Raw genomic sequence first — 23,573 nt, 5'->3', positions numbered from 1 at the left:
GGTTGCTCTGGCTCTTGGGTTCGGGCTGGTGGTGGATGTTCTGGACAGGGGGCGGTGGCAGGTGGTGCAGGTGCCGGTCCAGCAGTTCAGCAGGTCCTGGATGGTGTCGAGGATCTGGTAGAGGGTGAGCCCGCTGTATCGGCTTTTGGGGCCAGGCGCTGTTCGGTGAGGAACGCGTGGGCGGCGGTGACCAGGGTGACGTGGTGATGCCACCCCGCCCAGGAACGTCCCTCGAAGTGGTCCAGGCCGAGGCCGTGCTTGAGTTCCCGGTAGTCGTGCTCGATGCGCCAGCGGATCTTCGCCAGCCGGACCAGTTCGGCGAGGGAGAGCGTGTCGGGCAGGTTGGACAGCCAGTAGCCGGTGGGCGCCTCGGCGCCTTCGGGCCATTCGACCAGCAGTGTGACCTCGGGCAGGACACCGTCCCAGCAGTTTTCGTCTGTGGCGACGGCCTGGGCGAGGCGTCGGGACTTGACCCCGGCCGGCCGCACCCGCAGGGACAGGAAATCCGAACGCATCGGTCCGCGGGAGCCTTCCCGCCAGGTCACCTCGGTGAAAGCCTGCCGCCCCTGGTCCGCAACGAGCGCGGCCACCGGGGACGGTTTGTCGCGGTAGCGGGGCTGGGGCTTGCGGCCGTTGCCGGACCAGGGCGGGGCACTGGGCACGGCATCGTGCGGGTGGACGGTCACGTCCGAGCGGATCGCCGCCACGTAGCCGATGCTCCGACGGTCCAGCCCGTCGCGGAAGCCGGCGTCCTGCCCGTAGCCGGCGTCGGCCACCACCACCGGCGGGATGAGACCCCAACCGGCCAGCTCGTCCAGGACATCCAGGGCCAGGCGCCACTTCTCCCGGTGCCCGATCTCCTCAGGGACCCCCGTCTTGCGTCGGCGGACCCAATCGTCCGCCCACTCCTGGGGCACGAACAGGCGCCACTGCAGCGGGCAGGAGGCGGTGTCGGAGACCGCGTGCACGCTCACCGCGACCTGACAGTTGGCCTGCTTGCCCAAGGCTCCGCAGTACTGGGGCGCGACCGCCACCGACATCTTCCCGTCTTTGGGAAACGACACATCGTCCACGGCCCAGGCATCCGGGCCGATCAGCGGCACCATCCGCTCCGCGATCCGCCGCCGCACCGGCACCGGATCCCACGTCGACTGGTTCACGAACTGCTGCAGATTCTGCTCGTTGCCGTCCGGCAGCCGCTCCGCCATCGGCTGGATCGACTTGCGGCGACCGTCCAGCATCAGCCCCCGCAGATAGCAGTCGCTCTTCGCCCGCTGGTCCTTGCGCGGCACCGACGCGAACACATCAGCAACGAACAACGCCAACTTCGCCCGAACACGGTTCACTTCATGTGCGTCCACACACCCACCATGCCGCTGAACACCACCGACGAAAAGACCTAACGGAGTCCTACTAGTCGGCGCCCTCGAAAGTCTTGAGCTCGGGTACCGGACGGGGGCCGGTCCCCGGGCGCCAGCCCGCGTCGAGTTTCCGCAGGCCCACTCCGTCCGGTGCCCAGATGTGGCAGCTGTTCATCACTCCGGCGGTGGCCCGCGGGTTGTGGGTCTCAGCGCCGCCGGCACGACGCGACGCTCCCGCCGAGATGGCGGCCTGGATGACCGCGGGACCAAGGACACGGGCCAGCTCGTACAGGTGCGTGCAGCCGGAGACCCCGCGGAACCGCTCCTGGATCGCCCGGTTGTATCCGGCGGCGACGCTCATCCCGACCAGGCCCTCGAAGGCCGGGGCGATCAGCGGGCACTCGGCGTGCGGGAAGGTCCCCATGTGCGCCTCGGCGGCCACGACGACCATGTCGGCCAGACGGATCCGCACCGCGAGGACCATCCGGTGCACCACTCCTCCCGGCGGCTCCTCCCAAGGCCGTTCGTCGCGCAGTTCCGCCTCCACGGAGATCTCGTCTCCGGGCTCCTGGTACGCGCGGACGGTGATCGTACGGCGGTGCAGCGGGAGTTCGGGGCGGGTCACGACGTGGCCTCCTCGAGTGCGGAGGTGGCCTCGCCCAGACCCGCGAACTCCGGCGGCCGGCGTTCGATGAAACTGCGCACGCCCTCGCGGTAGTCCGGGGCCCGTTTCGCGGTGGCCAGGAGGGCGGCCGCGCGCTCGCTGCTCTCGGTGAAGGTCCGTGCCTGGTCGTCGGCGAGCTGCCGCTTGATGAGGGACATCGCGTACGGGCTGGCCGACCGGGCCAGTTCCCTCGCGTAGGCGAGCGCCGTCGGCAGGAGTTCCTCCGGCTCGACCAGCCGGTTGACCAGGCCCATCGCCAGGGCCTCCGTCCCGGTGATCCGGCGCGAGGACAGCAGCAGGTCACTCGCGTTGCCGTAGCCGACCAGCCGGGGCAGGAGCCAGGACACGCCGTCCTCGGCCACCAGCCCGCGGGCGCTGAAGGCGGCGGCGAACTTGGCGTGCGGGACGGCGAACCGGACGTCGCACATCAGCGCCTGGTTGAACCCGATGCCGGCACAGGCCCCGTTGACGGCCGCCACCACGGGCTTCGGGAAGGACATGGGGCGGGTACGCGGAGGCAGTTGGTCGGTGGGCCACGGGCGGGCGCCGGACGACGCCCCGTCCAGCACGCTCATGTCCATCCCCGGGCAGAAACTGCGACCTGCGCCGGTGAGCACCACGGCCCGTACCCGTGGATCCGCCTCGGCCCGGTCGAACAGCTCGTTGTAGAGCAGCTCCATCTCCAGCGTCCAGGCGTTGTGCCGGTCGGGCCGGTTCAGAGTGAGCAGCATGACCCCCTCTTCGGTGTGCTCGGTGAGGATCACCGGGGTCGGGTTCTCGGTCATCGAGGTCACTCCCACGGAGCCGTCGGTGCTTTATAGATAGATGAATCATCTATATACCAGAAGGCGAGCCGGGCACCAGATCGGATGCCGCCAAGGAGAAGATCACTCACCCCTTGACCTGGTACCCTCCATGCACTAAGACGATTCATTTTGCTATATGAGGAGACCCCGTGACCGAGGCAGCCCGCGCAGCAGAAACGGCGACCGTACCCGCCCCTTCCCGCAGCCGCGTCGGACGCCAGGTGCGGGTACCGAAGACCGCCGAGCTGGTCGCCGCGCACCTGCGCCGCCAGATCGTACGGGGCGAGTTGAAGCCCGACGACGCGCTGCCGCCGGAGTCGGGACTGATGGAGCAGTTCGGCATCTCGCGGCCGACCCTGCGCGAGGCCTTCCGGGTACTGGAGTCGGAGTCCCTGATCACGGTGCGCCGCGGCGCCCACGGCGGCGCCCGGGTGAGTGCCCCCGACGCCGATGTGGCCGCCCGCTTCGCCGGCCTGATCCTCGAGTACCGGGGCGCCACCCTGGGTGACATCTACCGCGCGGCGGCCGTCATCGAGCCGCCCTGCGCGCGTCAGCTCGCCGTCAAGCACACGGCCGACGACATCAAGCGGCTACGCGACGCGGTGGCGGCCGAGAAGGCCGTCCTGGACGACCCGCTCGCCCTGGTCGAAGCGCAGGACACCTTCCACGCCCTTCTGGTCGAACTCACCGGCAACCAGACCCTGATCCTCCTGTGCGGGATGCTGCGCACCATCATCGACCGGGCCAACGCCTCGTACACCGCGGCCGCCACCGATGCCGAGACCCAGAAGGCACAGGCCCTCAAGGGACACCGGGCACATGTGCGGATGGTCGGCCTGATCGAGTCCGGCAAGGCCGACGAGGCCGAGAAGCTGTGGCAGCGGCACATCTCCAGCGCCGACGACGTGGTGAACGCCGCCGGGCCCAAGACGGTGCTCGAACTCCTCGACTGACCCGGCCGCACCGGACTTCGCCCTGACCCCTTGCGCTCCGTAAACAGTTAGATAATTATAGAAGGCGTACTGAATAAGCGTAATGATCAGACCCCGGGGTCCGGAGGCGACGGCCATGGCCGAACAGCGCAAGCGCATCTTCGACTGCGACCAGCACATGTACGAGGAGCGGGACTCCTTCACCCGCTACCTCCCGAAGGAGTTCCTCGGTGCGGCGGTCGCACCGGTGACCCTGCCGGACGGGCGGGAGGTGATCCTCGCCGGGGACCGGATCGTCGTATGCCTGGAACCGGAGTTCGGGCAGGTCTACCGTCCCGGCTCGCTGAAGGAGATGCTCAAGGCCATGGCCTCGGGCAACCCCGAGGAGACGTACCAGTTCGAGCCGATGCACGAGTCGTACCAGAACCGCGAGGCCCGGCTGCGCGTCATGGACGAGCAGGGCCTGGACCAGACGATCATCTACCCGGGCGGCTGGGCGCTGGTCGCGGAGGAGTACGTGAAGGGCGTCGAGCCGCTCTACGCCAACTACCACTCCTTCAACCGGTACATGAACGAGGTCTGGGGCTTCAACCACCAGGGCCGTATCTACGCTCCCGCGCTGCTGTCCCTGCGCGATCTGGACAGCGCGGTCAAGGAGCTGGAGTACGTCCTGGAGCGGGGCGCCCGGTTCATCATGCTGCCGACCGGCCCGCAGTACGGCCGCTCCCCCGGCGACCCGTACTTCGACCCGTTCTGGAAGCTGGTCAACGAGGCCAAGGCCAGCGTCTGCTACCACATCAGCGAGTTCTACTACAACTCGAAGGTCGCCCCGGCCTGGGGCCACGACCCGAACCCCATCCACTTCCGGATGTCCGCGTGGCAGTGGATGAACACCTACGGTCAGCGCCCGATCGAGGAGACGCTGTCCGCGCTGATCTTCGACAACCTCTTCGGCCGCTTCCCCGACATCAACGTCCTGGTGTCCGAGTTCGGCGCCGAGTGGGTGCCGCACTTCGTGCGCCACATGGACAAGAGCCGGGGTATGGGCCGCAACGGTCCCTGGCTCGGCGGCCAGTTGGACGAGCGTCCCAGCCAGGTCTTCCGCAAGCACGTGCGTGTGGTGCCCTACCCGGAGGACGACATCCCGAGCCTGGTCAAGCGCCTCGGGTACCACGAGTCCATCGTGATGGGCTCCGACTTCCCGCACGCGGAGGGCATCGCCAACCCGGCCGACTACCGCAAACTCCTCGCGGAACTCGACGAGTCGGTCCAGGACGACATCATGTACAACAACGCTCAGCAGCTGATCAGCCGCTGAGCGAAAGGGACGTGAAGAGGGGCGGGCCCGATACGAATCCGCCCCTCAGTCGGTGAGGTCGGCCGCCAGGTTCGCCAGGTTCGTCAGCAGCGCCGTGCCACGTCGCGAGTGGTCGTAGCCGGCGAGCGGGTAGCCGTTGCTCAGGCAGGCGAAGGACAGGCCGGTCCGAGGGTCCATGAAGCCCAGTTGGTAGGCGGCCCCGGCGCTGCCGAAGAGGGCGGTCGAGCCGGTGGACGGCAGGTTGCTGCCGGCGTCGGGGCCTGCCACCGTGACGAACAGACCCATGCTGGTACGGCGGTTGGAGCCGCCCCCGTAGATCTGCTCGCCGTGCGGGTGCTCGGTCAACCGGATCCGGGTGCCCTCCGCCACCGCCTGAGGCTTCCACAGTCCCGAGTGCTCCAGGGCCTGGAAGTACAGGGCGACGTCGGCGGCCGTGCCGACCAGGGCGTGGCTGGGCTCCCCGGCCGCGAGGACGCGTGGGTCGGACAGATACCAGGGGCCCCAGGGGTCGGCCTCCTGGTCGTCGCTCGTGCGGTCCGTGGCGGTCATCGGGGCGACGGTGCCGGGCTGCCGGTCGACCGGGACGCCGAGTTCGATGGAGGACAGGCCGAGCGGCTGGGTGATCCGCCGGTGGAGATAGTCGGCGAAGGCCAGGCCCGTACGCCGTTCGACGATCTCGGCGATCAGCCAGGCGGCCGAGGTGAGATGGAACTGGAAGCGGCTGCCCGGCGGGTAGTCGAGCCGCCAGCGGCCGAAGGCGGCCAGCCGCTGCTCGCGGTCCAGCATCTTCGGGTACCCGAGCGGCGCGAAGGGGAAGCCGGCGGTGTGTGTGAGCACCTGCTCGACCGTCACCGTGTCCTTCCCGTTCGGCGCGAACTCCGGGATGATCGCGGCGACCTGCTCGTCCAGGTCCAGCAGCCCTTCGCCGATCAGCTTCCACACCACGCCCGCCACGATGGACCGGCCGACGGACTGCAGGACGTACCGGGTGTCCGATGCGGCCGCGCCCCAGGTCTCGAACGCCACGAGCCGACCGCCGCGGGCGACCGCGACCTGCGCGGACGGCAGCGGTCCGTGCTCGACCTCGAGGCGGATCCTGCGCAGCAAGACGTCCAGCCGGTGCGGGTCGACACCCACGCTCTGCGGGTCGACGACCGAGTGGTCAGGCGTCACGCGTTCCTCCTTCGTGCGGCTCCCGCAACCGGCGGCGTACGACCTTGCCGTTGGCGTTGCGCGGCAGGTCGGTCACGAACCACCAGCGGACGGGGACCTTGAACCCGGACAGCCGGGCGCGGGTGTGGCTCCTGAGAACCGCCGGTTCCGGCGGGGCGTCCGGATCGGCCGGTACGACGAAGGCGACGACGGTCTGGCCGAGCCGCTCGTCGGGAACGCCGGTGACGGCCACGTCCGACACGCCGGGGCACGAGGCCAGGACCGTCTCGACCTCCAGCGGGTGGACGTTCTCACCACCGCGGATGATCATGTCGGTGCGGCGGCCGAGGAGGTAGAGATAGCCGTCCTCGGCCACCCGGCCCAGGTCGCCGCTGTGCAGCCAGCCGTCGGCGTCGAGCCGGAAGAGGTGGTCGGCTCGGGCGTGGATCTCGCCGACGCCGTCCGGCCCGGCGTCGTCGACCCTGATCTCGACCCCGGGGGCGGGCCGCCCCACCGACTCCAGCAGCTCGGTCCGTCCGGCGACCGCCTCCCGGTGGTCCTCGGGGGTGAGCACGCTGATCGGCGAGCCCTCGGTCTGGCCGAACATGTTGAGCATGCGGACGCCGGGCATCGCCTCGTACGTCCGTCGCAGGGTGCCCGGGCGAACGGGCGCGCCGCCGTACTGAAGGACGCGCAGCGATTCGTGGCGGGCCTGTCCGGCCGCGTGCAGGGTCTCCAGCATCGCCGGGACCATGCTGGTGTGCGTGGTGCCGAGGTCCCGCAGCCGGGCCCAGCCCTCGACGGTGAAGCGGGGCAGCCCGGTGACGAGTGCGCCTGCGGCGAGGGCGACGGCGATGTTGCCCAGGCCCGCGATGTGGTGGAAGGGCGCGCTGCCGCCGTAGAAGCTTTCGGGGTCGAGTGCGCACAGGCGACCATTGACCCGCGCGCGGGCGGCCAGCCGTCGCTGGGTCATGAGGACGGGCTTGGGCCGGCCGGTGGTCCCGGAGGTGTGCAGGACTGCGGCGAGTTCGTCGGGCTCGGCGGTCAACGCACGTGTACTGCCGCGCGGTTCGGGCAGGACCTCGACCCGTCGCCCGGACAGCTCGGCGACCTGCCTGCCGAGTTCGGCGAACTCGTGCTGTACCACCAGGACTTGGCTCCGGATGCCCTCGACCACGGCGGCGATCTCGTACGGCGTCATGCGGACGCCGAGCGGGGCGAGCGGGTGATGGGACCCGGCGCCGCCGATCACCAGGGCGAGCGCGTCGGCGGAGGTGGCGACGAGCGCGGGGACCGGTGCGCCGGGCTCCAGATCGAGCGCGTCCAGCCAGTCGGCCATGCCGCCCGCCCGGTCGAGGAGTTCGTGTCCGCTCCAGGTCAGGTCACGGAACCGGACGGCGGGGCGGGCGTGGTCGTACGCGCGGCTCACCATGGCGGTCCAGGTGGCCGCCGTCCCGGGATCCTGCGCGGCGCCCACCGGTTCAGGGCTCCAGTCGGGCCGTCGCGGTGCCGGTGACCACCTCGACGCCGTCCTGGTTGAGCGTGCGGACGGAGAACTGGGCGACCGGCCCGGTCGGTGTGTCCTCGATCGACTCGACGGTGGCCGTGGCCGTCAACGTGTCGCCGGGCCAGACCTGGGCCTTGAAGCGCACGCCGTAGCGCAGCAGCGCTTCGGGGCCGACCCAGCCGGTGAGGACCCGGCCGGTCATACCCATCGTCAGCATGCCGTGGGCGAAGACGCCGGGATATCCGGCGGCCTCGACGGCGAACCTCTCGTCGGTGTGCAGCGGGTTGAAGTCGCCGGAGGCGCCCGCGTACTGCACGATCCGGGTGCGCTTCAGGTCGTCGACGAGGACGCTCTCGCGCGTCTCGCCGACCTTGATGTCGTCCGGGCTCAGGCTCATCGGGCGTCCTTCGGGGTTGCCGGGCCCTCGGGGACGACGGCCACGGTCATGGCGCTGACGACCGGTTCACCGTCGGCGTCCCGGTACTCGGTGATGCGCTCGCTGAACAGCAGCCGGCCGGTGCGGCCCTGCTTCTCCCAGCTGCGTCCGGTGCTGTTGTGCGCGTAGAGGGTCTCGCCGGCGCGCACCGGGCGGTGGTACTCGAAGTGCTGCTCGGCGTGCAGCCCACCGCCGCCCTCGCCCATCACCCCGGGGCCGCGGCCGGACCCGAACCACTCCTCGTCCGGCTTCGGCCGCAGGTGGTACTCCGGGTCGTAGTGGGCGCTCGCCATGGTGAAGGTGGGCGGTGCGAGCGCGGCCTCGCCCTGATAGGCCGGGTTCTCGTCGCCGACGGCACGGGCGAACATCATGATGTGCCCGGCCTCGACGGGGAACGGCTGCCCTGTCATCGTCGTGCTCCTCGGTCGATGGGTCGGTACGGCGGGTCGGTACGGCAGGTCAGTACGGCAGGAACGCGTCGCGGGTGGCCTCGTCCGGGTCGAAGTCCGGCGGCAGCCCCTCGAACTTGGGCTCCCGCTTCTCCACGAAGCTCGCCACTCCCTCGCGGAAGTCCGGCGAGCCCGCGAAGAACTCCATCGCGGAGTAGGAGCGGGCGAGGGCGTCGGTGAAGGGGCGGTCGAGGTCGCCGTACACCTGGTGGCGTACGACGGCCATGGCGCGCGGGGAGCAGTTGCGGGCGATGTCCCTGGCGTAGGCGCGGGCGGCGTCGAGCAGGTTCTCGGGCTCCACGACGCGGCTGACCAGGCCGAGGTCCTTCGCCTCGTCGGCGTCGAAGACACGGCCGGACAGCAGCAGGTCGAGCGCGTTCTCCAGGCCGACGACGCGCGGCAGCACGTACGGCAGGTTGTACTCACCGGCCAGTCCGCGCCGGGTGAACGCGGTGGTGAAGCGGGCCCCGCGAGCGGCGAACCGGATGTCGCAGATGAGCGCCTGGACCAGTCCGATGCCGGCGCAGGCGCCGTTGACGGCCGCGATCATCGGCTTCGGCATGTTCCGCCTGCTGTACATGGGCACACGGGCTTGGAGGTTGAGGGACTCGCCGGGCTGCGAGTTCTGCTCCAGCCGCTGCATGTCCATCCCGGGACAGAAGGCCCTGCCCGCCCCGGTGATGACCACCACCCTGACGGCGGGGTCGTGTGCGGCCTCGTCGAGGAGCGCGAAGAAGCGGCGCTCCATGGGGATGCTCCACGCGTTCTTGCGCTCGGGCCGGTTGAGGGTGACGGTGGCGACGCCGTCCTCGTCGACCTCGTACAGCACCAGGTCCAGGTCCTCGGCCGACACCACGGGTTCCTCGGGCATCACGTCACTCCTCGTCGAGCGGTTCGATGGGGTCGCCGACGCCCGGCCGTTCCCCGGCGATGGTCACCACCACCTGTCCGCGGGCGCAGATGCGTCCGTCGGTGATCACGTCGACGTCGGCGAAGTGCACCCTGCGGCCCCGCCGCACGCACCGGGCGTGGGCGACTGCCTCCCGGCCCCGGGCGGGCGCGAGGTACTGCACCGACATCGACACGGTGCTGAGCCGGCTTCCCTTGGTGAAGTCGTGCCCGGCGATCACGGCTCCGGCGCCGGCGGTGTCGATGAGCGCCGCGATCACCCCGCCGTGGAAGACGTCCTCGTGGGCGGAGAGGGACTCGGCGTAGGGAAGCACGATCTCGACCTTGTCCGCGTCCCAGCGCGTCACGCGGAGACGGCAGCGGCGGTTGAAGGCGACCCCGCGCTCCCAGCGGGCCCGGAACCACGCCCGGCGTTCAAGCTGTTCCTGGTCGGTGAGGGTCCTCGCCGCGACGGTCATCAGCACGCCCTCCGGTCTCGGCCTGGCGGCCGGTCCATATAGTTACATGAATTGGATAGTTGAAGCAATCACGCGAGATGCAGTTGCTCGCCTAGATGTATTATTTATATAACTGATTGACCGTCCATGAACAGAGGGAGACCTCGATGCCGTCGACCGCCCTGGCCGGGATCCGCGTCCTGGACCTGTCCCGCGTCCTCGCAGCACCTCTGGCCACCCAGATGCTGGCCGACCTCGGCGCCGAGGTGATCAAGGTGGAGCGGCCGGGAACGGGCGACGACTCACGGACGTACGGCCCGCCGTTCGCCCACGGGACCGACACCGCCGCCTTCTACCTCTCCTGCAACCGCAACAAGCAGTCGGTCACCGTCAACCACGCCACCGCCGAGGGGCAGGAGCTGATCCGTGCCCTTGCCGCCCGGTCGGACGTGGTGGTCGAGAACTTCCGCGCCGGGACGCTGGCGAAGTACGGCCTCGACCACGAGAGCCTGCGGGAGCTCGACCCGAGGCTGGTCTACCTCTCCGTGACGGGCTTCGGCCAGACCGGGCCGTACGCCGAACGCCCCGGATACGACGGCATCTTCCAGGCCATGTCCGGGATGATGAGCGTCTCCGGACACCCCGAGGAGCCGATGAAGGTCGGCGTCAGCATGGTCGACATCCTCACGGGGCTGTACGCCTCCACGGCCGTGCTGGCGGCGCTGCGACACCGTGACATGACCGGCGAGGGTCAGTTCATCGACCTGTCGCTGCTGGACTGCGGTCTGGCCTCGCTGTCGCACTTCGCGATGAACTACCTGGTCTCCGGAGAGGTGCCGCAGCGGCGCGGCAACGGCGGGTACGGCGGGATCCCCTCCCAGGCCTTCATGTGCGAGGACAAGCCGCTCTTCCTGGTCGCGGGCAACGACAAGCAGTTCGCCGCGTTCTGCGCGGCGGCCGACCGCACCGACCTGCTCCATGACGAGCGGTTCGCGACGACCTCCGCCCGGATCACCCACCGCGAGGAGATCCTGCCGGTGCTGGAGGCGATCCTGCGCACCCGGACCCGGGACGCATGGCTGACGGTTCTCGACGAACACGACGTCCCGGCAGGCCCGTACAACGAGATGCCCGAGGTCTTCGCCGATCCGCAGATACAGCACCGGGAGATGCTGGTCGAGGTCGACGACCCGGTGTCGGGACGGCTCCCGCTGCTGGCCAATCCGATCCGGTTCACGGCGACGCCGGTCGAGGACTATGTGCCGCCGCCGAGGCTGGGGCAGCACACGGCTGACGTACTCGGCAGGCTTGCCGAGGTGACGGAGGAACGGTTCTCGGAGCTGCGGGGGCGGGGCGTCGTGTGAGGTGAGCGGGGGAGCGCGTGACAGGGTTTCGCCCCAGCCGCCCCTTCCCGTCCCCTGCCTGGGGGCTGCCTGCCCCCAGGCCCCCGCTTCGGCCTGACGCTCTGCCTCAGCCGATCAGGGTCCGCCCGCCCTCCAGCATCAGTGTCGCCCCCGTCAGATAGGCCATGTCGTCACTGACCAGCGCGGCCACCGCCCGGCCGATGTCCGCCTCCGGGTCGCCCATGCGACCCAACGGGATGCCGGCCAGCACGTGTTCGGCCTTCTCGGGGTGATCGGCGAAGAACGCCTCCGCCGCGGGACTCAGCGCGGCGGGGCAGACGACGTTCACCCGGATCCCGTACGCGCCCCACTCCCGCGCGGCCACCCGGGTCAGCCCCCGGACCGCCTCCTTGGCCATCGCGTACGCCCCGAAGGTCACCTCGCCCTGCACCGCGGCCGAGGAGCCGAGGTTCACCACGCTGCCCCGGCTGGACTTCAGGTGGGGCAGGGCTGCCAGCATCGCGTGGAAGGCGGCCAACGGGCCACTGCGGTAGGTGAGTTCGACATCGTCGTACGACGTCTCCTCCAGCCGACGCTGCACGGAGCTCTGCGCGTTGTTGACCAGCACGTCGAGCCCGCCGAACTCCCGGACCGTCTCGGCCACCATACGGTCGACGTCGTCTCGCTCCCCCACGTCCCCGACGACGGTGAGCGCCCGCCCGCCGCGCTCGGCGATCTCCCCCGCCGTGTCCTTCAGCTTGCTCTCGGTCCGGCCGGTGATCGCGACGGCCGCTCCCTCGGCTGCCAGCGCGAGCGCGATACCGCGCCCCACGCCCTGTCCTCCACCGGTGACCAGCGCTGTCTTTCCGGACAACCGTGCCATCACGTCTCCTTCCAGAAGGCCGCCCAGGAGGGAAACGCGTCCGGTAGCACCGGTTCGCCGGATCCCTCCTTCCAGCCGTTGAATCCCACTGCCTGGGGCCGCTCGGTGACATCGGCCGCGTACCAGTGCTGCTCGCGGCGCCGGGAGAAGTACCACTCGCCGTCCACGCGCGCGTACTCGTCGAGATAGCGGATGGCCATGACGATCCACCGCTCCCCCACCTCGTGCTCGGCCCGGCAGTAGACGGAACCGGTCGCGGTGTCGGGACCCGTGAACTCGACCCGGTGGCCGCAGATCTGGTGGACCGACCGCCTGAAGCCTCGCACGAGGGGCTCGATGTGGGCCCGCAGCACCTCCCGGCCTCGACCGTGGCGCCCCATGTCCACATCGGGACGGAAGCAGCCCACCCACGCGTCGAGGTCACGGCCGTCCACGGCGAGCGCGTAACGGACGGGCAGTTGCTGGATGGCCAGCTGCGACTCGATGCGTTCGACGCGGTCCTCGAGCGATGTCATGGCCGAGGCTCCTTCGGCAGACCGAGGAGCTGTTCTCCGATGATGTTGCGCTGGATCTCGCTGGATCCGCCGTAGATCGTCTCCGCCAGGGAGAGCAGGAAGGAGCGCTGGCGGGTGTCCAGGCCGTAGTCCTCGCCGACGACCTGTCCGGCGGCGCCTGCCAACTCCGTTGCCAACTGGCCAAGTTGCTGGTGACGGGTCGAGGCGTACAGCTTGGCCGTGGTGGCCTGTGCGCCCGGGGTGCGGCCCGAGGTCAGTTCGGCGAGGGTGCGCAGGTTGGTGGTGCGCATGATGCGTACGGAGATCCAGGCGTCCACGATCCGGCGGCGCAGCATCGGGTCGTCGAGCGCGCCCCGGTCCCTGGCCAGGTCGATCAGCGCCTCGGCCTCTCGCTCGAAGGTGAGCTGCTGGGGAAGGAGCGTGGTGCCGCGTTCGATGCCGAGGGTGGCCATGGCCGTGCGCCAGCCCTGTCCGACCTCACCGACGACCATGTCGGCGCCGGTGCGCGCGTCGGAGAGGAAGACCTCCGCGAACTCGTCCTGGCCGGCGAGGTTGCGGATGGGGCGGATCTCCACGCCCGGCTGGTCGGTGGGCAGGAGCAGCATGGTCAGGCCCTTGTGCCGCACGGACTGGGGGTCGGTGCGGGTGAGGACGTAGAGCCAGTCGGCGTGCATGCCGAAGGACGTCCACACCTTCTGCCCGTTGACCACCCAGCTGTCGCCGTCACGATCGGCCCGGGTGCGGACCGACGCCAGGTCGGAACCGGCGCCGGGTTCGCTGAAGCCCTGACCCCACAGCTCCTCGACGGCGAGGATCGGCGGCAGGAAGCGCTTCTTCTGCGTTTCCCCGCCCACCTTGAGGAGCATCGGACCGAGCAGGTCGAGGGCGTTGACGGTGGCCCGGTAGGGGGCGTTCGCCCGGGCGTACTCGTACTCGAAGACGATCTCCTCAAGGAGTCCGAGTCCGCGTCCGCCGTACTCCCGGGGCCAGCCGACGCCCAGCCAGTTCCCGGCGGACAGTTCGCGGTCCCAGGCGAGGCGGACCTCCCAGGCCGCGCCGTCGGTGGGACCGCCCACGCCCCGGTGTTCGGCGAACTCCCCCACCAGGTGGTCCGCCAGCCAGTCCCGCAGCTCGTCGCGGAAGTCGCGTACCGCGGGCCCGAAGTCCACTTCCATGTCTGCTTCTTTCTGGGTCTGGGTCTGGGTCTGGGTCTGGGTCTGGGTCTGGGGGGTCTGGAGGTCTGAGGGGCTGGTCGTCTGGGGTGTCTGGTCTCAGATGCCGATCCGGGCGGCGAGCAGCTCCCGGTGGTACGACGGGGTGCCGAGCAGCACCTCGGAACTCTTGGCCCGCTTGAAGTACAGGTGGGCGGGGTGTTCCCAGGTGAAGCCGATTCCGCCGTGGACCTGGATGTTGTCGGCGGCGACCCGGGTGAACGTCTCCGAGCAGAAGGCCTGGGCGAGGGCCGCCGCGATCGCGATCTCCGCCTCGTCGTCCGCGTCCAGGGCCCACAGTCCGCCGTACGCGGCCGAGCGGGCGGACTCGATCTCCACCAGCATGTCGGCACACTTGTGCTTGATCCCCTGGAACGAGCCGATGGGCCGTCCGTACTGCACCCGGATCCCGGCGTAGTCCACGGCGGCGTCCAGCGCGGCGGCCGCTCCCCCGACCTGTTCGGCGGCGAGCAGGACGGAGGCGGTGGCGAGGGTGCGTTCGAGGGCGGGCCATGCCGTGCCCTCGGTGCCGAGCAGACGGGCGGGAGTGTCCGTGAACTCCAGCCGGGCCTGCTTGCGGGTCTGGTCGAGGGTGGGCAGGGGGGTGCGGGCGAGGCCCGGTGCGTCGGCTTCGACCGCGAAGAGGCTGATGCCGCCCAGGGTGCGGGCGGCGACCAGGAGCAGGTCGGCGAGGTGACCGTCGGGGACGTAGGTCTTGGCGCCGGTCAGCCGCCATCCGCCCGCCCGGTCGTGGGCGGTGAGCCGGATGCCCGGCTCGTCCCAACGACCGGACTCCTCGGTGAGCGCCAGTGTGGCCACCGTCTCGCCGGCCGCGATGCCCGGCAGCAGATCGCGCCGGGCCTGTGCGTCGTCGCAGCGCAGCAGGGCCTCGGCGGCCAGGGCGACGGTGGCGAAGTACGGCCCGCCCAGCAGGGCGCGGCCCGCCTCCTCGAAGACGATGCCGAGGTCGACGTAGCCGAAGCCGAAGCCGCCGTACTCCTCCGGCACGGCGAGTCCCTGCAGGCCGAGTTCCGTGGCCATCCGCCGCCACACGACCCCGTCGTAGCCGTGCGGGTCGGCGGCCAGACGGCGCACGTCCGCCTCGTCGGAGTGCTTGGCGAGGAACGAGCGTACGACCTTGCGCAGTTCGTCCTGTTCCTCGCTGAAGGTGAGATCCATGCCGGGCTTCCCGTCCTCGGTGGGCCGCGCTTGCCGACCGCTTGCCGCTCGCCGCTCGATACAGTTAGATAATTATAGTATCCACACTGAATACACCAGGAGCGCGACGTGACCGATCTCTACGCCCCGTTCACGAGCCTGACCTTCGAGCGGCCCGCGCCGGGCGTGCTCCGTATCGTGCTCGACGCCCCGAACCTCAACGCCGTGGACCCGCGGATGCACGGCGAGCTCGCCGATGTGTGGCCGGTCGTGGACCGGGACCCGCACACGCGCGCGGTGCTGGTGCAGGGGGCGGGCAAGGCCTTCTCGGCGGGCGGGACCTTCGACTCCATCGAGGCCATGACCGAGGACTACGCGGTCCGCGCCCGGGTGATGCGCGAGGCGCGGGACATGGTCTACGGGGTGACCAATTGCTCCAAGCCGGTGGTCTCCGCGATCCACGGGCCCGCGGTCGGCGCGGGCCTGGTCATCGGCATGCTCGCGGACATCTCCATCGCCGGACGCAGGGCGAAGATCGTCGACGGGCACACCCGTCTCGGGGTCGCCGCCGGTGACCACGCCGCGATCTGCTGGCCGCTCCTGTGCGGCATGGCCAAGGCGAAGTACTACCTGCTGACCTGCGAGACGCTCACCGGCGAGGAGGCCGAGCGGATCGGGCTGGTGTCGAAGTGCGTGGACGACGGTGAGGTCCACGCGGAGGGACTGCGGGTGGCGACCGCTCTGGCCGCCGGCCCCGCCAGTGCGATCAGCTGGACCAAGCGGTCCCTCAACCACTGGTACCGCTCGGCCCAGCCGATCTTCGAGGCCTCGCTGGGGCTGGAGTTCTTCGGGTTCGCGGGTCACGAGGTCGTCGAAGGTCTCGCCGCCCATCGCGAGAAGCGCACCCCTGACTTCGAGGGTGTGGCCGACAAGCACCCGATCGACCTCTGAGCCCACGCATGCCCACGGATGCCACGGACACCACCGCCACCACGGATACCCACCGATGCTTGAGGAGCCCGCGATGACGTCGGAGTACACCACGGAGTACACGACCACCGAGATCCCTCCGCTGGTCAGGGGGATGACCTACGAGGAGATGCCGGAGGGGCAGATCTTCCGGACCGCCCGCCGCACCATCACCGAGACCGACCTGGTCAACTTCATCACCTGGGGCGGTTTCAACGAGCCGCTGTTCTGGGACGCCTCGCACGCCGCGGAAGGTGGTTACACCGGCCGGCTGGTCCCGGGCGCGCTGACGTACTGCATCGCCGAAGGACTCGTCCTGCAGACGAACGCGCTGCACGGCACCGGCCTCGCCTTCCTGCACATGGAGCTGACCGTGCGGGGCCCGGTGTACGTCGGCGACACCCTGTACGCCGTGGTGGAGACCACCGGCTCCCGGCCGTCCAGCAGGCCCGGCCGGGGGGTGGTCACCAGCCGGATCACCGTGCGCAACCAGCGTGACGAGGACGTGCTGGTCTACACACCGGTGCGACTGATCCGGGGCAAGGACTACGGGGACGGCACGCTCTGAGTCCGGGCGGCGGTCGGCACCAGGGTCAGCCCGGCCGCGCGGCCCTCGCCGAGGACGACGCCGTCGGGGTGGGCGAACACTCCCCCGCGCACCCAGTCCGATGGGATCGGGGGGCGCGGCGGGGGCTCGTGGTCCGGCACGGCCATCGCGTAGAGACGGGTGTAGCGGAACTTCGCCTCCAGGTTGTCGAGCACCGACCAGTACTCGTAGCCGCAGACGTCCACCCCGGCCACGACGAGTCGCGCCAGCCAGGTGAGGCGGGCTCGCAGCAGGGCCCGACGCCGGGTGTCGTCACTGCGTCCCGTCTCGTCGACCAGGTCCAGGTCGCCCATGCCGTTGTCGATGATCGACAGATGCGGCAGCAGGTCCCCGTAGAGGTCGTGGAGGCCCCCGACGGCGTCGGCAAGACCTTCCGGGATGATGGGCCAGCCGTACGCCGTCGTCTCCACCTCGTCGAAGGGAACGATGGCGAAGCCGAGGCCGACGAGCAGCCGGTTCACCTCGTTGAGGGCGCCGAGGCACTTGGCTGTCGGCAGGACGCGGGGCAGGTTCTCCGGGGCGGTGACCCGGAACGGGGTGTGCCAGGACAGGCCCAGCAGGTCCTGGGCGGTCGCGATGACCTCCAGGTCACCGGGGCGTACGCAGCCGGTGTCCGCGACGGGAACGGCGTCGTCCTCGGTCACCATGTGCTCGCCGAGCAGGAGGGGGTCCAGGAAGAGGCGGTTGGTCCAGCTCTCCAGGCGCTCCAGGGCGAGGCGGTCGTAGGGGTCCTCGGTGGCGGGGTAGCCGCCGACGAGGGTGACCGTGGTGCCGATCCGGCCCTGGGCGCCCGCGGCCCTCAGGGCCCGGGTGGCGAGCCCGTTGGCGAGCAGGATGTGGTGGACCGCGGCCAGTCCGGCCCGGCCGACGCCCCGGCCCGGGGAGTACATGCCGGCCACATGGTCCGCGAGTGTGGGGCCGGCCAGGTCGGTGGAGGTGATCCAGCGCTCCACCCGGTCGCCGAAGCGACGGCCCAGCTCGGCGGCGTACTCGGCGAAGCGTTCGGCGGTGTCGCGGGCGAGCCAGCCGCCCTCGTCGTCCAGCCACGGCGGCAGTGAGCGGTCGAGCAGGGTGAGGCTGGGGCGCGTCCCCTGCGCGAGCAGGGTGTCGAGCGCCCGGTCGCAGCGGTCCAGGGCCTCTTCGTCCCAGCTGCCGGGCCCGTCGGGCTGGAGCTGCGACCAGCCGGCGACCATCCGGTGCGTGTCCGTGACCACACCGGTCAGCTGCCGGATGTCGTCGGTCCACTGCCGGAAGTGCCCGCCGCGCTCGGGCGGGGGCGGCAGCGGGGCCGCGAGGGTGTCCGCGGTGGCGACGCCCCAGTCGACACCGCGAAGGGATTCGTGCAGGAAACCATCGCTCATGGTTACCGTCCAGGCGGTCAATGGTTTAGCGCATTCAGCTGAATGTCCGCCGACCGGACGCTAACACTTCGAGCAAACTACGACAATGTTTCGTCCGCATCTCCTCGTTTCGGGTCAGAAGGTCCGGTCCCGAGGCCGTACCGGATCACTCCACTCCCCCAAGATCCGGTTCCGGTTCCCCGAAGGGGCGGAACCCCTCCTCCTGCCACCAGGGGTAGAGGGGAGGCATGTCCTCGCTGACCCGGCCCGGGAACTTCGGCGGTCGCTTGGCGAGGAACGACTCGACACCCTCCACCGGGTCGGGTCCGCCGCCGATCTGACTCATGATCCGCGAGTCGAGCCGGTGCGCGGTCATCGGGTGGGGCTCGCCGAGCATCCGCCACATCATCTGGCGCGCCAGGGCGACCGAGATCGCGGAGGTGTTCTCGGCGATCTCACGCGCGAGCTCGTACGCCGCCGGCAGCAGTTCCTCGGGCGGATGGACGGACCGGACCAGCCCTGCCGCCAGGGCCTCGTCCGGCCCGAAGATCCTGCCGGTCGCCACCCACTCCATGGCCCGCTGCATCCCCACGGCCCTCGGCAGGAACCAAGCCGCCGCCGACTCCGGCACGATTCCTCGGCGCGCGAAGACGAAGCCGAACTTCGCCGAGGTCGACGCCAGCCGGATGTCCATGGGCAGGGTCATGCTGGCCCCGACGCCCGCCGCCGGCCCGTTGATCGCCGCGATCACCGGCTTGGTGCTGGAGAAGATCCGCAGCGCCACCCGGCCCCCGGTGTCCCGGTGCCAGGCGCCCGCCGTGCGATGGTCGAAGGACGAGCCTCCGGAGCTGACGTCGGCACCCGCGCAGAATCCGCGCCCGGCACCGGTCACCACGATCACCCGCACCTCGTCGTCGGCGTCGGCCGCGTCCAGGACGTCCAGCAGGTCGGTCATCATCTGTGGACTGAAGGCGTTCAGCTTCTCCGGCCGGTCGAGTGTGACGGTGAGGATCCGGTCCGCCACCTCGGCCCGCACGGTCTCGTACTCCTGCTCCGGCATACGCGTCCTCCGTCGCTCCACGGACCGCCGTCACTCCACGGGGTCGGTTTCCAGAAAGCTTAATTAGTTATAGCATTCAACTCTACTGACTGGTTCATGACTGATGGCGGTGGAGATGACGGACCTCTTGGTGACGGCCGTCGGGCCGATCCGGCTGATCGAGCTCAATCGGCCCGACCAGCTCAACGCGATGAACGAGGAGCTGCACTCCGGGCTCGCGTCGGTCTGGGACACGGTCGCCGACGATCCACAGGCCCGGGTGGTCGTACTGACCGGCCGCGGCCGGGCGTTCAGCGCCGGGGGCAACTTCGACATCATGACCCGTGTTCAGCGCGACAGCGCGTTCCGCGAGCAGAACGTCGACGAGGCCCGCCGGCTCATCACGGGCATGATCCGCTGCCCGCTGCCGGTGATCGCGGCGGTCAACGGGCCCGCCGTCGGCCTCGGCTGCAGCCTGGCCCTGCTGAGCGACCTCGTACTGATCGCCGACGACGCGTACCTGGCCGACCCGCACGTGCAGGTCGGGCTGGTCGCGGGCGACGGCGGCGCGCTCGTCCTCCCTCTGCTCGTCGGCCTGACCCGCGCGAAGGAACTGCTCTTCCTGGGCGACCGGGTCGGCGCCGAGGAAGCGGTCAGGCTGGGCATCGCCAACCGCGCGGTCGCCAAGGACAAGCTCAGGGACGAGGCCATGGACCTGGCCGGGCGGCTGGCCGCCCTTCCCGCCCAGGCACTGCGCGAGACCAAACGGGCGGTGAACCTGCATCTGGAGCAGGCCCTCGCCACGGTGCTGGAACCGGCCCTGCTGGCCGAGCGGGACACCATGCACTCACCGGACCACATCGCCGTGGTGGAGAAGATCATCGCGTCGCGGAACCGGCGCCGGGCCGCCGAGGAGGGCTGAGGCATGGACTTCGCCTTGAGCGACGAGCAGGAGGAACTACGGCGCACCGTACGGGCGTTCCTCGCGGACACCTCGCCCGAGACCGAGGTGCGCCGTCTGATGGAGACGCCGGAGGGCTTCGACCGGGCACTGTGGCGCCGGATGGGGACGGAACTCGGCCTCCAGGGGCTGGCCGTACCCGAGGAGTACGGCGGGGCGGGGTGCGGGCCGGTCGAAGTGGGCGTGGTGCTGGAGGAGACGGGCCGGGCGCTGTTGTGCGCGCCGTTCCTTTCCTCGGCCGTGCTGGCGACGACCACGCTGCTGCGCTGCGCCGACGAGGACGCCCGCAAGAGGCTGCTTCCGGGGCTGGCCTCCGGCGAGCTCGTCGCGACACTGGCCCTGACCGAGGACTCCGCCCGCTGGGACGCGGCGGGTGTCAGCCTCACCGCCCGTGAAAGCAACGGGAGTTGGCTGCTGACGGGACACAAGACCTTCGTCCTCGACGGTGCCAGCGCCGACGTCGTCCTCACCGTGGCCCGTACCGACGACGGCGTAGGCGTGTTCTGGGTGGACGGCGACGCGGCCGGTCTGTCCCGTGAGCCGCTGCCCACGATGGACCCGACCCGCCGACAGGCACGCCTCGACTACCAGGACGTACCGGCGACTCGGCTGCGTACGCACCGCGGCGGCTGGGAGCTGGTCTCGGAGGTCCTCGAACGGGCCGCGGTGGCGCTGGCCGCCGAACAGGTCGGGGTGGCCTCCCGGGCACTCGACATGGCCGTGGAGTACGCCAAAGTGCGGCACCAGTTCGGGCGGGCCATCGGCTCCTTCCAGGCCGTGAAGCATCTTCTCGCCGACGTCCTCCTGGAGGTGGAGTCGGCGCGTGCCGCCGCGCACTACGCGTCGCTCGCCACCGGGAGCGAGGACCCGGAGCTGTCCGCCGTGGCGAGCCTGGCCAAGGCCTTCTGCTCGGACGCCTGTCTGCGGGCGACGGAGCAGAACATCCAGGTGCACGGCGGCATCGGCTTCACCTGGGAGCACCCGGCCCATCTGTATCTCAAGCGGGCCAAGACGTCACAACTGCTGTTCGGCGACCCGGCGTACCACCGGGAACTGCTGGCACAGCGCATCGGTCTGGACTCGGTCACAGTCGAAGGAGCGGCATGAAGGTCGACGGCAAGCTCAATGTGTGGGGCACCACCGAGGTGGTCGAGGAGGCCCGGCACCACGAGAAGGCCGGCTATGACGGTCTGTGGGCCTCCGAGTCCAAGCACGACCCCTTCCTGCCGCTGCTGCTCGCGGCCGAGCACACCGACCGGCTGGAGGTGGGTACCGCCATCGCGGTGGCCTTCGCCCGCTCCCCCATGCAACTCGCGTACACCGCACACGACTTGCAGAGCTATTCCGGCGGGCGCTTCGTTCTCGGCCTCGGCAGCCAGATCAAGCCGCACATCGAGCGGCGCTTCTCGATGCCGTGGAGCCGGCCCGCGGCCCGGATGCGGGAGTACGTGAGCGCGCTGCGGGCCATCTGGGCGTCCTGGAACGAGGGTGAGAAACTCGACTTCCGCGGCGACTTCTACTCGCACACGCTGATGTCCCCGTTCTTCTCTCCCCCGCCCGCCCCCGGCGGCCCGCCGAAGGTCTTCGTGGCCGCCGTCGGGGAGGCCATGACCCGGGTCGCGGGCGAGGTGGGGGACGGACTCCTCGCGCACGGCTTCACCACCGAGCGGTATCTGCGCGAGGTCACCCTGCCGACGGTGGAAACGGGGTTGGCGGCTTCCGGTCGCACCCGCGCCGACTTCTCCGTCTCCCATCTCCTGCTCACCGCGACCGGCCGCACCGAGGAGGAGATGGCCCGCGCGGTGGACGGCACGCGTCGCCAGATCGCCTTCTACGGCAGCACGCCCGCCTATCGCGGCGTGCTGGAGCTGCACGGCTGGGGCGAACTCGGCGACGAACTCAACGTGTTGTCGAAGTCGGCCCGCGAGGACAAGTGGGAGGCGATGGGCCGGCTCGTCGACGACGAGGTGCTCGACACCTTCGCGGTCGTGGCCGAGCCCGACCGGGTGGCATCCGAGATCCGGCGCCGGTACGGGGCGCTGGTCGACCGGGTGTCGTTCTACACGGCGTACGAGATCGACGCGGAGGTGTGGGAGCCGATCGTGCGGGAGCTGCGCGACAGCTGAGTGAGCCTGGCGGGCGGTGCGGGGCAGAGCGGCGCGGTGGCGGCGACCTGGGCGGAGGGGCGCTGCGCCCGTCCCTGTCCAGGCGCCGGCCGTGGGGCGGCCGTGGGGCGGCCGGGTTCCGGCCGACCGTGCGAGTTCCTCACGGGTCAGACACCAGGGGCGCGGCACGGTCCCGGGGGCCGCGGTCCGAGAGGCGCGACGGCCCGGCCCCCACGGTGACGCGATGCGGATCAGAGCGACGCGGTGCCGGCGACCTGCGCGGAGGAGTTCGCCGCCCGCCCCTGTTCCAGGCTGTTCCAGGCTGTTCCAGGCGCCCGACGTGGCCGGCCGGGATCCCGGCCGGCCGTGCGAGTGACTCGCGGCGCGATCCCCGGGCGCGACGGCCGGCCCTCACAGTGAAGTCCGCGTCGACGGGCTGGGCGACGGTCGCGCCGGGCTCCCAGGAGCACGTCGAAGCCCGAGCGGGAGGAAGACATACGGCCGTTCTCGCCGCACGCCTGCCGCGACCTTTGGGTACTGCCGGTCCTGGTCACGGGAGTACGGTCGGCGGGCACGAGGGCGCGGCGAGCTTGGTGCGCGCCCGAGCCGGGTGCCGTCAGCCGCCACCGGACGCCGGTCAATGAGCACCCGCGCGTGCCGCGGCGTCGGCGTCGGCGTCACCGAAGGTCAGCCGAGCAGGTCCAGGACCGTCGTCATGGACCTGTTCTGAAGAAGGTAGTCCTCGGCCTCCTGGAGGTGGAGGCGCCACAGTTCCTCGGCGGCCTCGGTCCGGCGCGCGGCGACCAGGTCGACCAGCGCGCCGTGGGCGCGAAAGCCCCGGCGGTTGGCCCGCACGTTCTCGGGACTGCCGGCGTCGAGGTCGACGTGGGACCAGTTCGCCTGGTCGATGATGTGCCGGACCATGCCGTTGAGGACGCTGAGCGTCTCATTCCCCGCCAGTTCGACGACGAGGGCGTGGAACTCCATGTGGGCTCGGATGAAGGCCGACGGGTCGTCCATGAGCCCCTCGGCCTCGGCGACGGCGGCCCGCAACCGCTCCAGGTCCTGGTCCGTGCGACGCTCGGCCAGCAGACCGGCGCACGGCGCCTCGATGACCGTACGGGCGTCGTAGACGTCCTTGAGGGTCGTGCCCCGGTACTCCAGGACCACCCCCGCGTAGCGCGCGGCCACCGTGCCTTCCGGGACCTGCACCCGCGCCCCGCCGCGGGCACCGCGGCGCACGTTGATCAGCGACTCCGACTCCAGTACCCGGAACGCCTCGCGCAGCGTCGGCCGGGACACGGCGAACTCCGCCATCAGCGCCGACTCGGCGGGCAGCGCCTCGCCCTCGGCCAGCTCCCCGCGCACGATCTTGCGGCGCAGCTGGGCCGCCACCAGCTCGGCCATCTTGGGGACGCGGACCTTGACACCGTTCACACCGCCACCGCCCCGCCCCGCCGTACTCGTCACC

At 70.6% G+C, this 23,573-nt stretch carries 24 protein-coding genes; 8 read left to right on the top strand and 16 right to left on the bottom strand.

Going from position 1 to position 23,573, the window contains the following annotated elements:
- Nucleotides 1-86: 86 nt before the first annotated feature.
- The 3 genes from OHA64_RS44090 to OHA64_RS44080 are packed head-to-tail and all read right to left on the bottom strand — an operon-like array spanning nucleotide 87 to nucleotide 2,810.
- On the bottom strand, nucleotides 87-1,361 hold the full coding sequence (locus OHA64_RS44090) for an IS701 family transposase (protein WP_405622839.1): 1,275 nt from the start codon (nucleotides 1,359-1,361) through the stop codon (nucleotides 87-89).
- Between the two features lie 52 nt (nucleotides 1,362-1,413).
- Nucleotides 1,414-1,986, bottom strand: a complete 573-nt coding sequence (locus OHA64_RS44085) for a DUF2889 domain-containing protein (RefSeq protein WP_405622838.1) — start codon at nucleotides 1,984-1,986, stop codon at nucleotides 1,414-1,416.
- A complete protein-coding gene (locus OHA64_RS44080) occupies nucleotides 1,983-2,810 on the bottom strand; it encodes an enoyl-CoA hydratase-related protein (protein WP_405622837.1) in 828 nt (275 codons plus the stop codon). Before OHA64_RS44080 ends, OHA64_RS44085 begins: the two co-directional genes overlap by 4 nt.
- Before the next feature lie 170 nt (nucleotides 2,811-2,980).
- Here OHA64_RS44080 and OHA64_RS44075 point away from each other — a divergent pair, with 170 nt between their 5' ends.
- Both OHA64_RS44075 and OHA64_RS44070 read left to right on the top strand, forming a co-directional pair.
- Nucleotides 2,981-3,784 (top strand): FadR/GntR family transcriptional regulator, encoded by an 804-nt coding sequence (locus tag OHA64_RS44075; RefSeq protein ID WP_405622835.1) that lies wholly within the window; start codon nucleotides 2,981-2,983, stop codon nucleotides 3,782-3,784.
- 82 nt (nucleotides 3,785-3,866) lie between these two features.
- Nucleotides 3,867-5,081, top strand: coding sequence for an amidohydrolase family protein (locus tag OHA64_RS44070; RefSeq protein ID WP_405622834.1), 1,215 nt, complete (start codon nucleotides 3,867-3,869; stop codon nucleotides 5,079-5,081).
- A gap of 45 nt (nucleotides 5,082-5,126) precedes the next feature.
- Here the strand turns inward: OHA64_RS44070 and OHA64_RS44065 are convergent, their stop codons facing one another.
- Genes OHA64_RS44065 through OHA64_RS44040 form a run of 6 tightly spaced genes read right to left on the bottom strand, consistent with a single transcriptional unit; the run spans nucleotide 5,127 to nucleotide 9,992 of the window.
- Nucleotides 5,127-6,254: a serine hydrolase domain-containing protein gene (locus tag OHA64_RS44065; protein ID WP_405622833.1), complete on the bottom strand. Its 1,128-nt coding sequence runs from the start codon at nucleotides 6,252-6,254 to the stop codon at nucleotides 5,127-5,129.
- On the bottom strand, nucleotides 6,244-7,710 hold the full coding sequence (locus OHA64_RS44060; protein WP_405622832.1) for a class I adenylate-forming enzyme family protein: 1,467 nt from the start codon (nucleotides 7,708-7,710) through the stop codon (nucleotides 6,244-6,246). The genes OHA64_RS44065 and OHA64_RS44060 overlap by 11 nt, the downstream gene beginning before the upstream one ends.
- A 4-nt stretch (nucleotides 7,711-7,714) precedes the next feature.
- Nucleotides 7,715-8,137 carry a MaoC family dehydratase gene (locus OHA64_RS44055; protein ID WP_405622831.1) on the bottom strand — a complete coding sequence of 141 codons (423 nt, stop codon included), beginning with the start codon at nucleotides 8,135-8,137 and terminating at the stop codon, nucleotides 7,715-7,717.
- A complete protein-coding gene (locus OHA64_RS44050; RefSeq protein ID WP_405622830.1) occupies nucleotides 8,134-8,586 on the bottom strand; it encodes a MaoC family dehydratase N-terminal domain-containing protein in 453 nt (150 codons plus the stop codon). Before OHA64_RS44050 ends, OHA64_RS44055 begins: the two co-directional genes overlap by 4 nt.
- A 49-nt stretch (nucleotides 8,587-8,635) precedes the next feature.
- Nucleotides 8,636-9,496: an enoyl-CoA hydratase-related protein gene (locus tag OHA64_RS44045; RefSeq protein WP_405622829.1), complete on the bottom strand. Its 861-nt coding sequence runs from the start codon at nucleotides 9,494-9,496 to the stop codon at nucleotides 8,636-8,638.
- Nucleotides 9,497-9,500: 4 nt separating this feature from the next.
- A complete protein-coding gene (locus OHA64_RS44040) occupies nucleotides 9,501-9,992 on the bottom strand; it encodes a PaaI family thioesterase (RefSeq protein ID WP_405622828.1) in 492 nt (163 codons plus the stop codon).
- A 146-nt stretch (nucleotides 9,993-10,138) separates the two neighbouring features.
- Here OHA64_RS44040 and OHA64_RS44035 point away from each other — a divergent pair, with 146 nt between their 5' ends.
- Complete coding sequence (locus OHA64_RS44035; RefSeq protein ID WP_405622827.1) at nucleotides 10,139-11,335, top strand: CaiB/BaiF CoA transferase family protein; 1,197 nt, start codon at nucleotides 10,139-10,141, stop codon at nucleotides 11,333-11,335.
- A gap of 106 nt (nucleotides 11,336-11,441) precedes the next feature.
- On the opposite strand, the gene OHA64_RS44030 is transcribed toward OHA64_RS44035, so the two are convergent.
- The 4 genes from OHA64_RS44030 to OHA64_RS44015 form a co-directional block, all read right to left on the bottom strand.
- Nucleotides 11,442-12,197, bottom strand: coding sequence for an SDR family NAD(P)-dependent oxidoreductase (locus OHA64_RS44030; RefSeq protein ID WP_405622826.1), 756 nt, complete (start codon nucleotides 12,195-12,197; stop codon nucleotides 11,442-11,444).
- The gene (locus tag OHA64_RS44025; RefSeq protein ID WP_405622825.1) at nucleotides 12,197-12,712 is read right to left on the bottom strand and encodes a nuclear transport factor 2 family protein; all 516 of its coding nucleotides are present in this window, start codon (nucleotides 12,710-12,712) and stop codon (nucleotides 12,197-12,199) included. The genes OHA64_RS44030 and OHA64_RS44025 overlap by 1 nt, the downstream gene beginning before the upstream one ends.
- Nucleotides 12,709-13,887, bottom strand: a complete 1,179-nt coding sequence (locus OHA64_RS44020; RefSeq protein WP_405622824.1) for an acyl-CoA dehydrogenase family protein — start codon at nucleotides 13,885-13,887, stop codon at nucleotides 12,709-12,711. Before OHA64_RS44020 ends, OHA64_RS44025 begins: the two co-directional genes overlap by 4 nt.
- Before the next feature lie 96 nt (nucleotides 13,888-13,983).
- A complete protein-coding gene (locus OHA64_RS44015; protein ID WP_405622823.1) occupies nucleotides 13,984-15,102 on the bottom strand; it encodes an acyl-CoA dehydrogenase family protein in 1,119 nt (372 codons plus the stop codon).
- A gap of 108 nt (nucleotides 15,103-15,210) precedes the next feature.
- Here OHA64_RS44015 and OHA64_RS44010 point away from each other — a divergent pair, with 108 nt between their 5' ends.
- Both OHA64_RS44010 and OHA64_RS44005 read left to right on the top strand, forming a co-directional pair.
- Entirely contained in the window at nucleotides 15,211-16,032 is an 822-nt protein-coding gene (locus tag OHA64_RS44010; RefSeq protein ID WP_405622822.1) for an enoyl-CoA hydratase/isomerase family protein, read from the top strand.
- 73 nt (nucleotides 16,033-16,105) lie between these two features.
- Nucleotides 16,106-16,618, top strand: coding sequence for a MaoC/PaaZ C-terminal domain-containing protein (locus tag OHA64_RS44005; protein WP_405622821.1), 513 nt, complete (start codon nucleotides 16,106-16,108; stop codon nucleotides 16,616-16,618).
- On the opposite strand, the gene OHA64_RS44000 is transcribed toward OHA64_RS44005, so the two are convergent.
- Nucleotides 16,597-18,018, bottom strand: coding sequence for a glycoside hydrolase family 1 protein (locus OHA64_RS44000; RefSeq protein WP_405622820.1), 1,422 nt, complete (start codon nucleotides 18,016-18,018; stop codon nucleotides 16,597-16,599). The two genes, OHA64_RS44005 and OHA64_RS44000, sit on opposite strands and share 22 nt — an antisense overlap.
- A gap of 145 nt (nucleotides 18,019-18,163) precedes the next feature.
- Nucleotides 18,164-19,057 carry a crotonase/enoyl-CoA hydratase family protein gene (locus OHA64_RS43995; protein ID WP_405622819.1) on the bottom strand — a complete coding sequence of 298 codons (894 nt, stop codon included), beginning with the start codon at nucleotides 19,055-19,057 and terminating at the stop codon, nucleotides 18,164-18,166.
- A 115-nt stretch (nucleotides 19,058-19,172) separates the two neighbouring features.
- On the opposite strand from OHA64_RS43995, the gene OHA64_RS43990 reads away from it, so the two are divergent.
- Genes OHA64_RS43990 through OHA64_RS43980 form a run of 3 tightly spaced genes read left to right on the top strand, consistent with a single transcriptional unit; the run spans nucleotide 19,173 to nucleotide 22,123 of the window.
- Nucleotides 19,173-19,958 (top strand): enoyl-CoA hydratase/isomerase family protein, encoded by a 786-nt coding sequence (locus tag OHA64_RS43990; protein ID WP_405622818.1) that lies wholly within the window; start codon nucleotides 19,173-19,175, stop codon nucleotides 19,956-19,958.
- A 3-nt stretch (nucleotides 19,959-19,961) separates the two neighbouring features.
- A complete protein-coding gene (locus OHA64_RS43985) occupies nucleotides 19,962-21,104 on the top strand; it encodes an acyl-CoA dehydrogenase family protein (RefSeq protein WP_405622817.1) in 1,143 nt (380 codons plus the stop codon).
- A complete protein-coding gene (locus OHA64_RS43980) occupies nucleotides 21,101-22,123 on the top strand; it encodes an LLM class F420-dependent oxidoreductase (protein ID WP_405622816.1) in 1,023 nt (340 codons plus the stop codon). Before OHA64_RS43985 ends, OHA64_RS43980 begins: the two co-directional genes overlap by 4 nt.
- Nucleotides 22,124-22,789: 666 nt before the next feature.
- Here OHA64_RS43980 and OHA64_RS43975 read toward each other — a convergent pair.
- Nucleotides 22,790-23,572, bottom strand: a complete 783-nt coding sequence (locus OHA64_RS43975) for a FadR/GntR family transcriptional regulator (RefSeq protein ID WP_405622815.1) — start codon at nucleotides 23,570-23,572, stop codon at nucleotides 22,790-22,792.
- Nucleotide 23,573 lies beyond the last annotated feature (1 nt).

Origin of the sequence: Streptomyces sp. NBC_00076 (assembly GCF_045041235.1) — a bacterium.
Lineage (GTDB): Bacteria > Actinomycetota > Actinomycetes > Streptomycetales > Streptomycetaceae > Streptomyces.
This window is presented reverse-complemented; position numbering and strand designations above follow the sequence as displayed.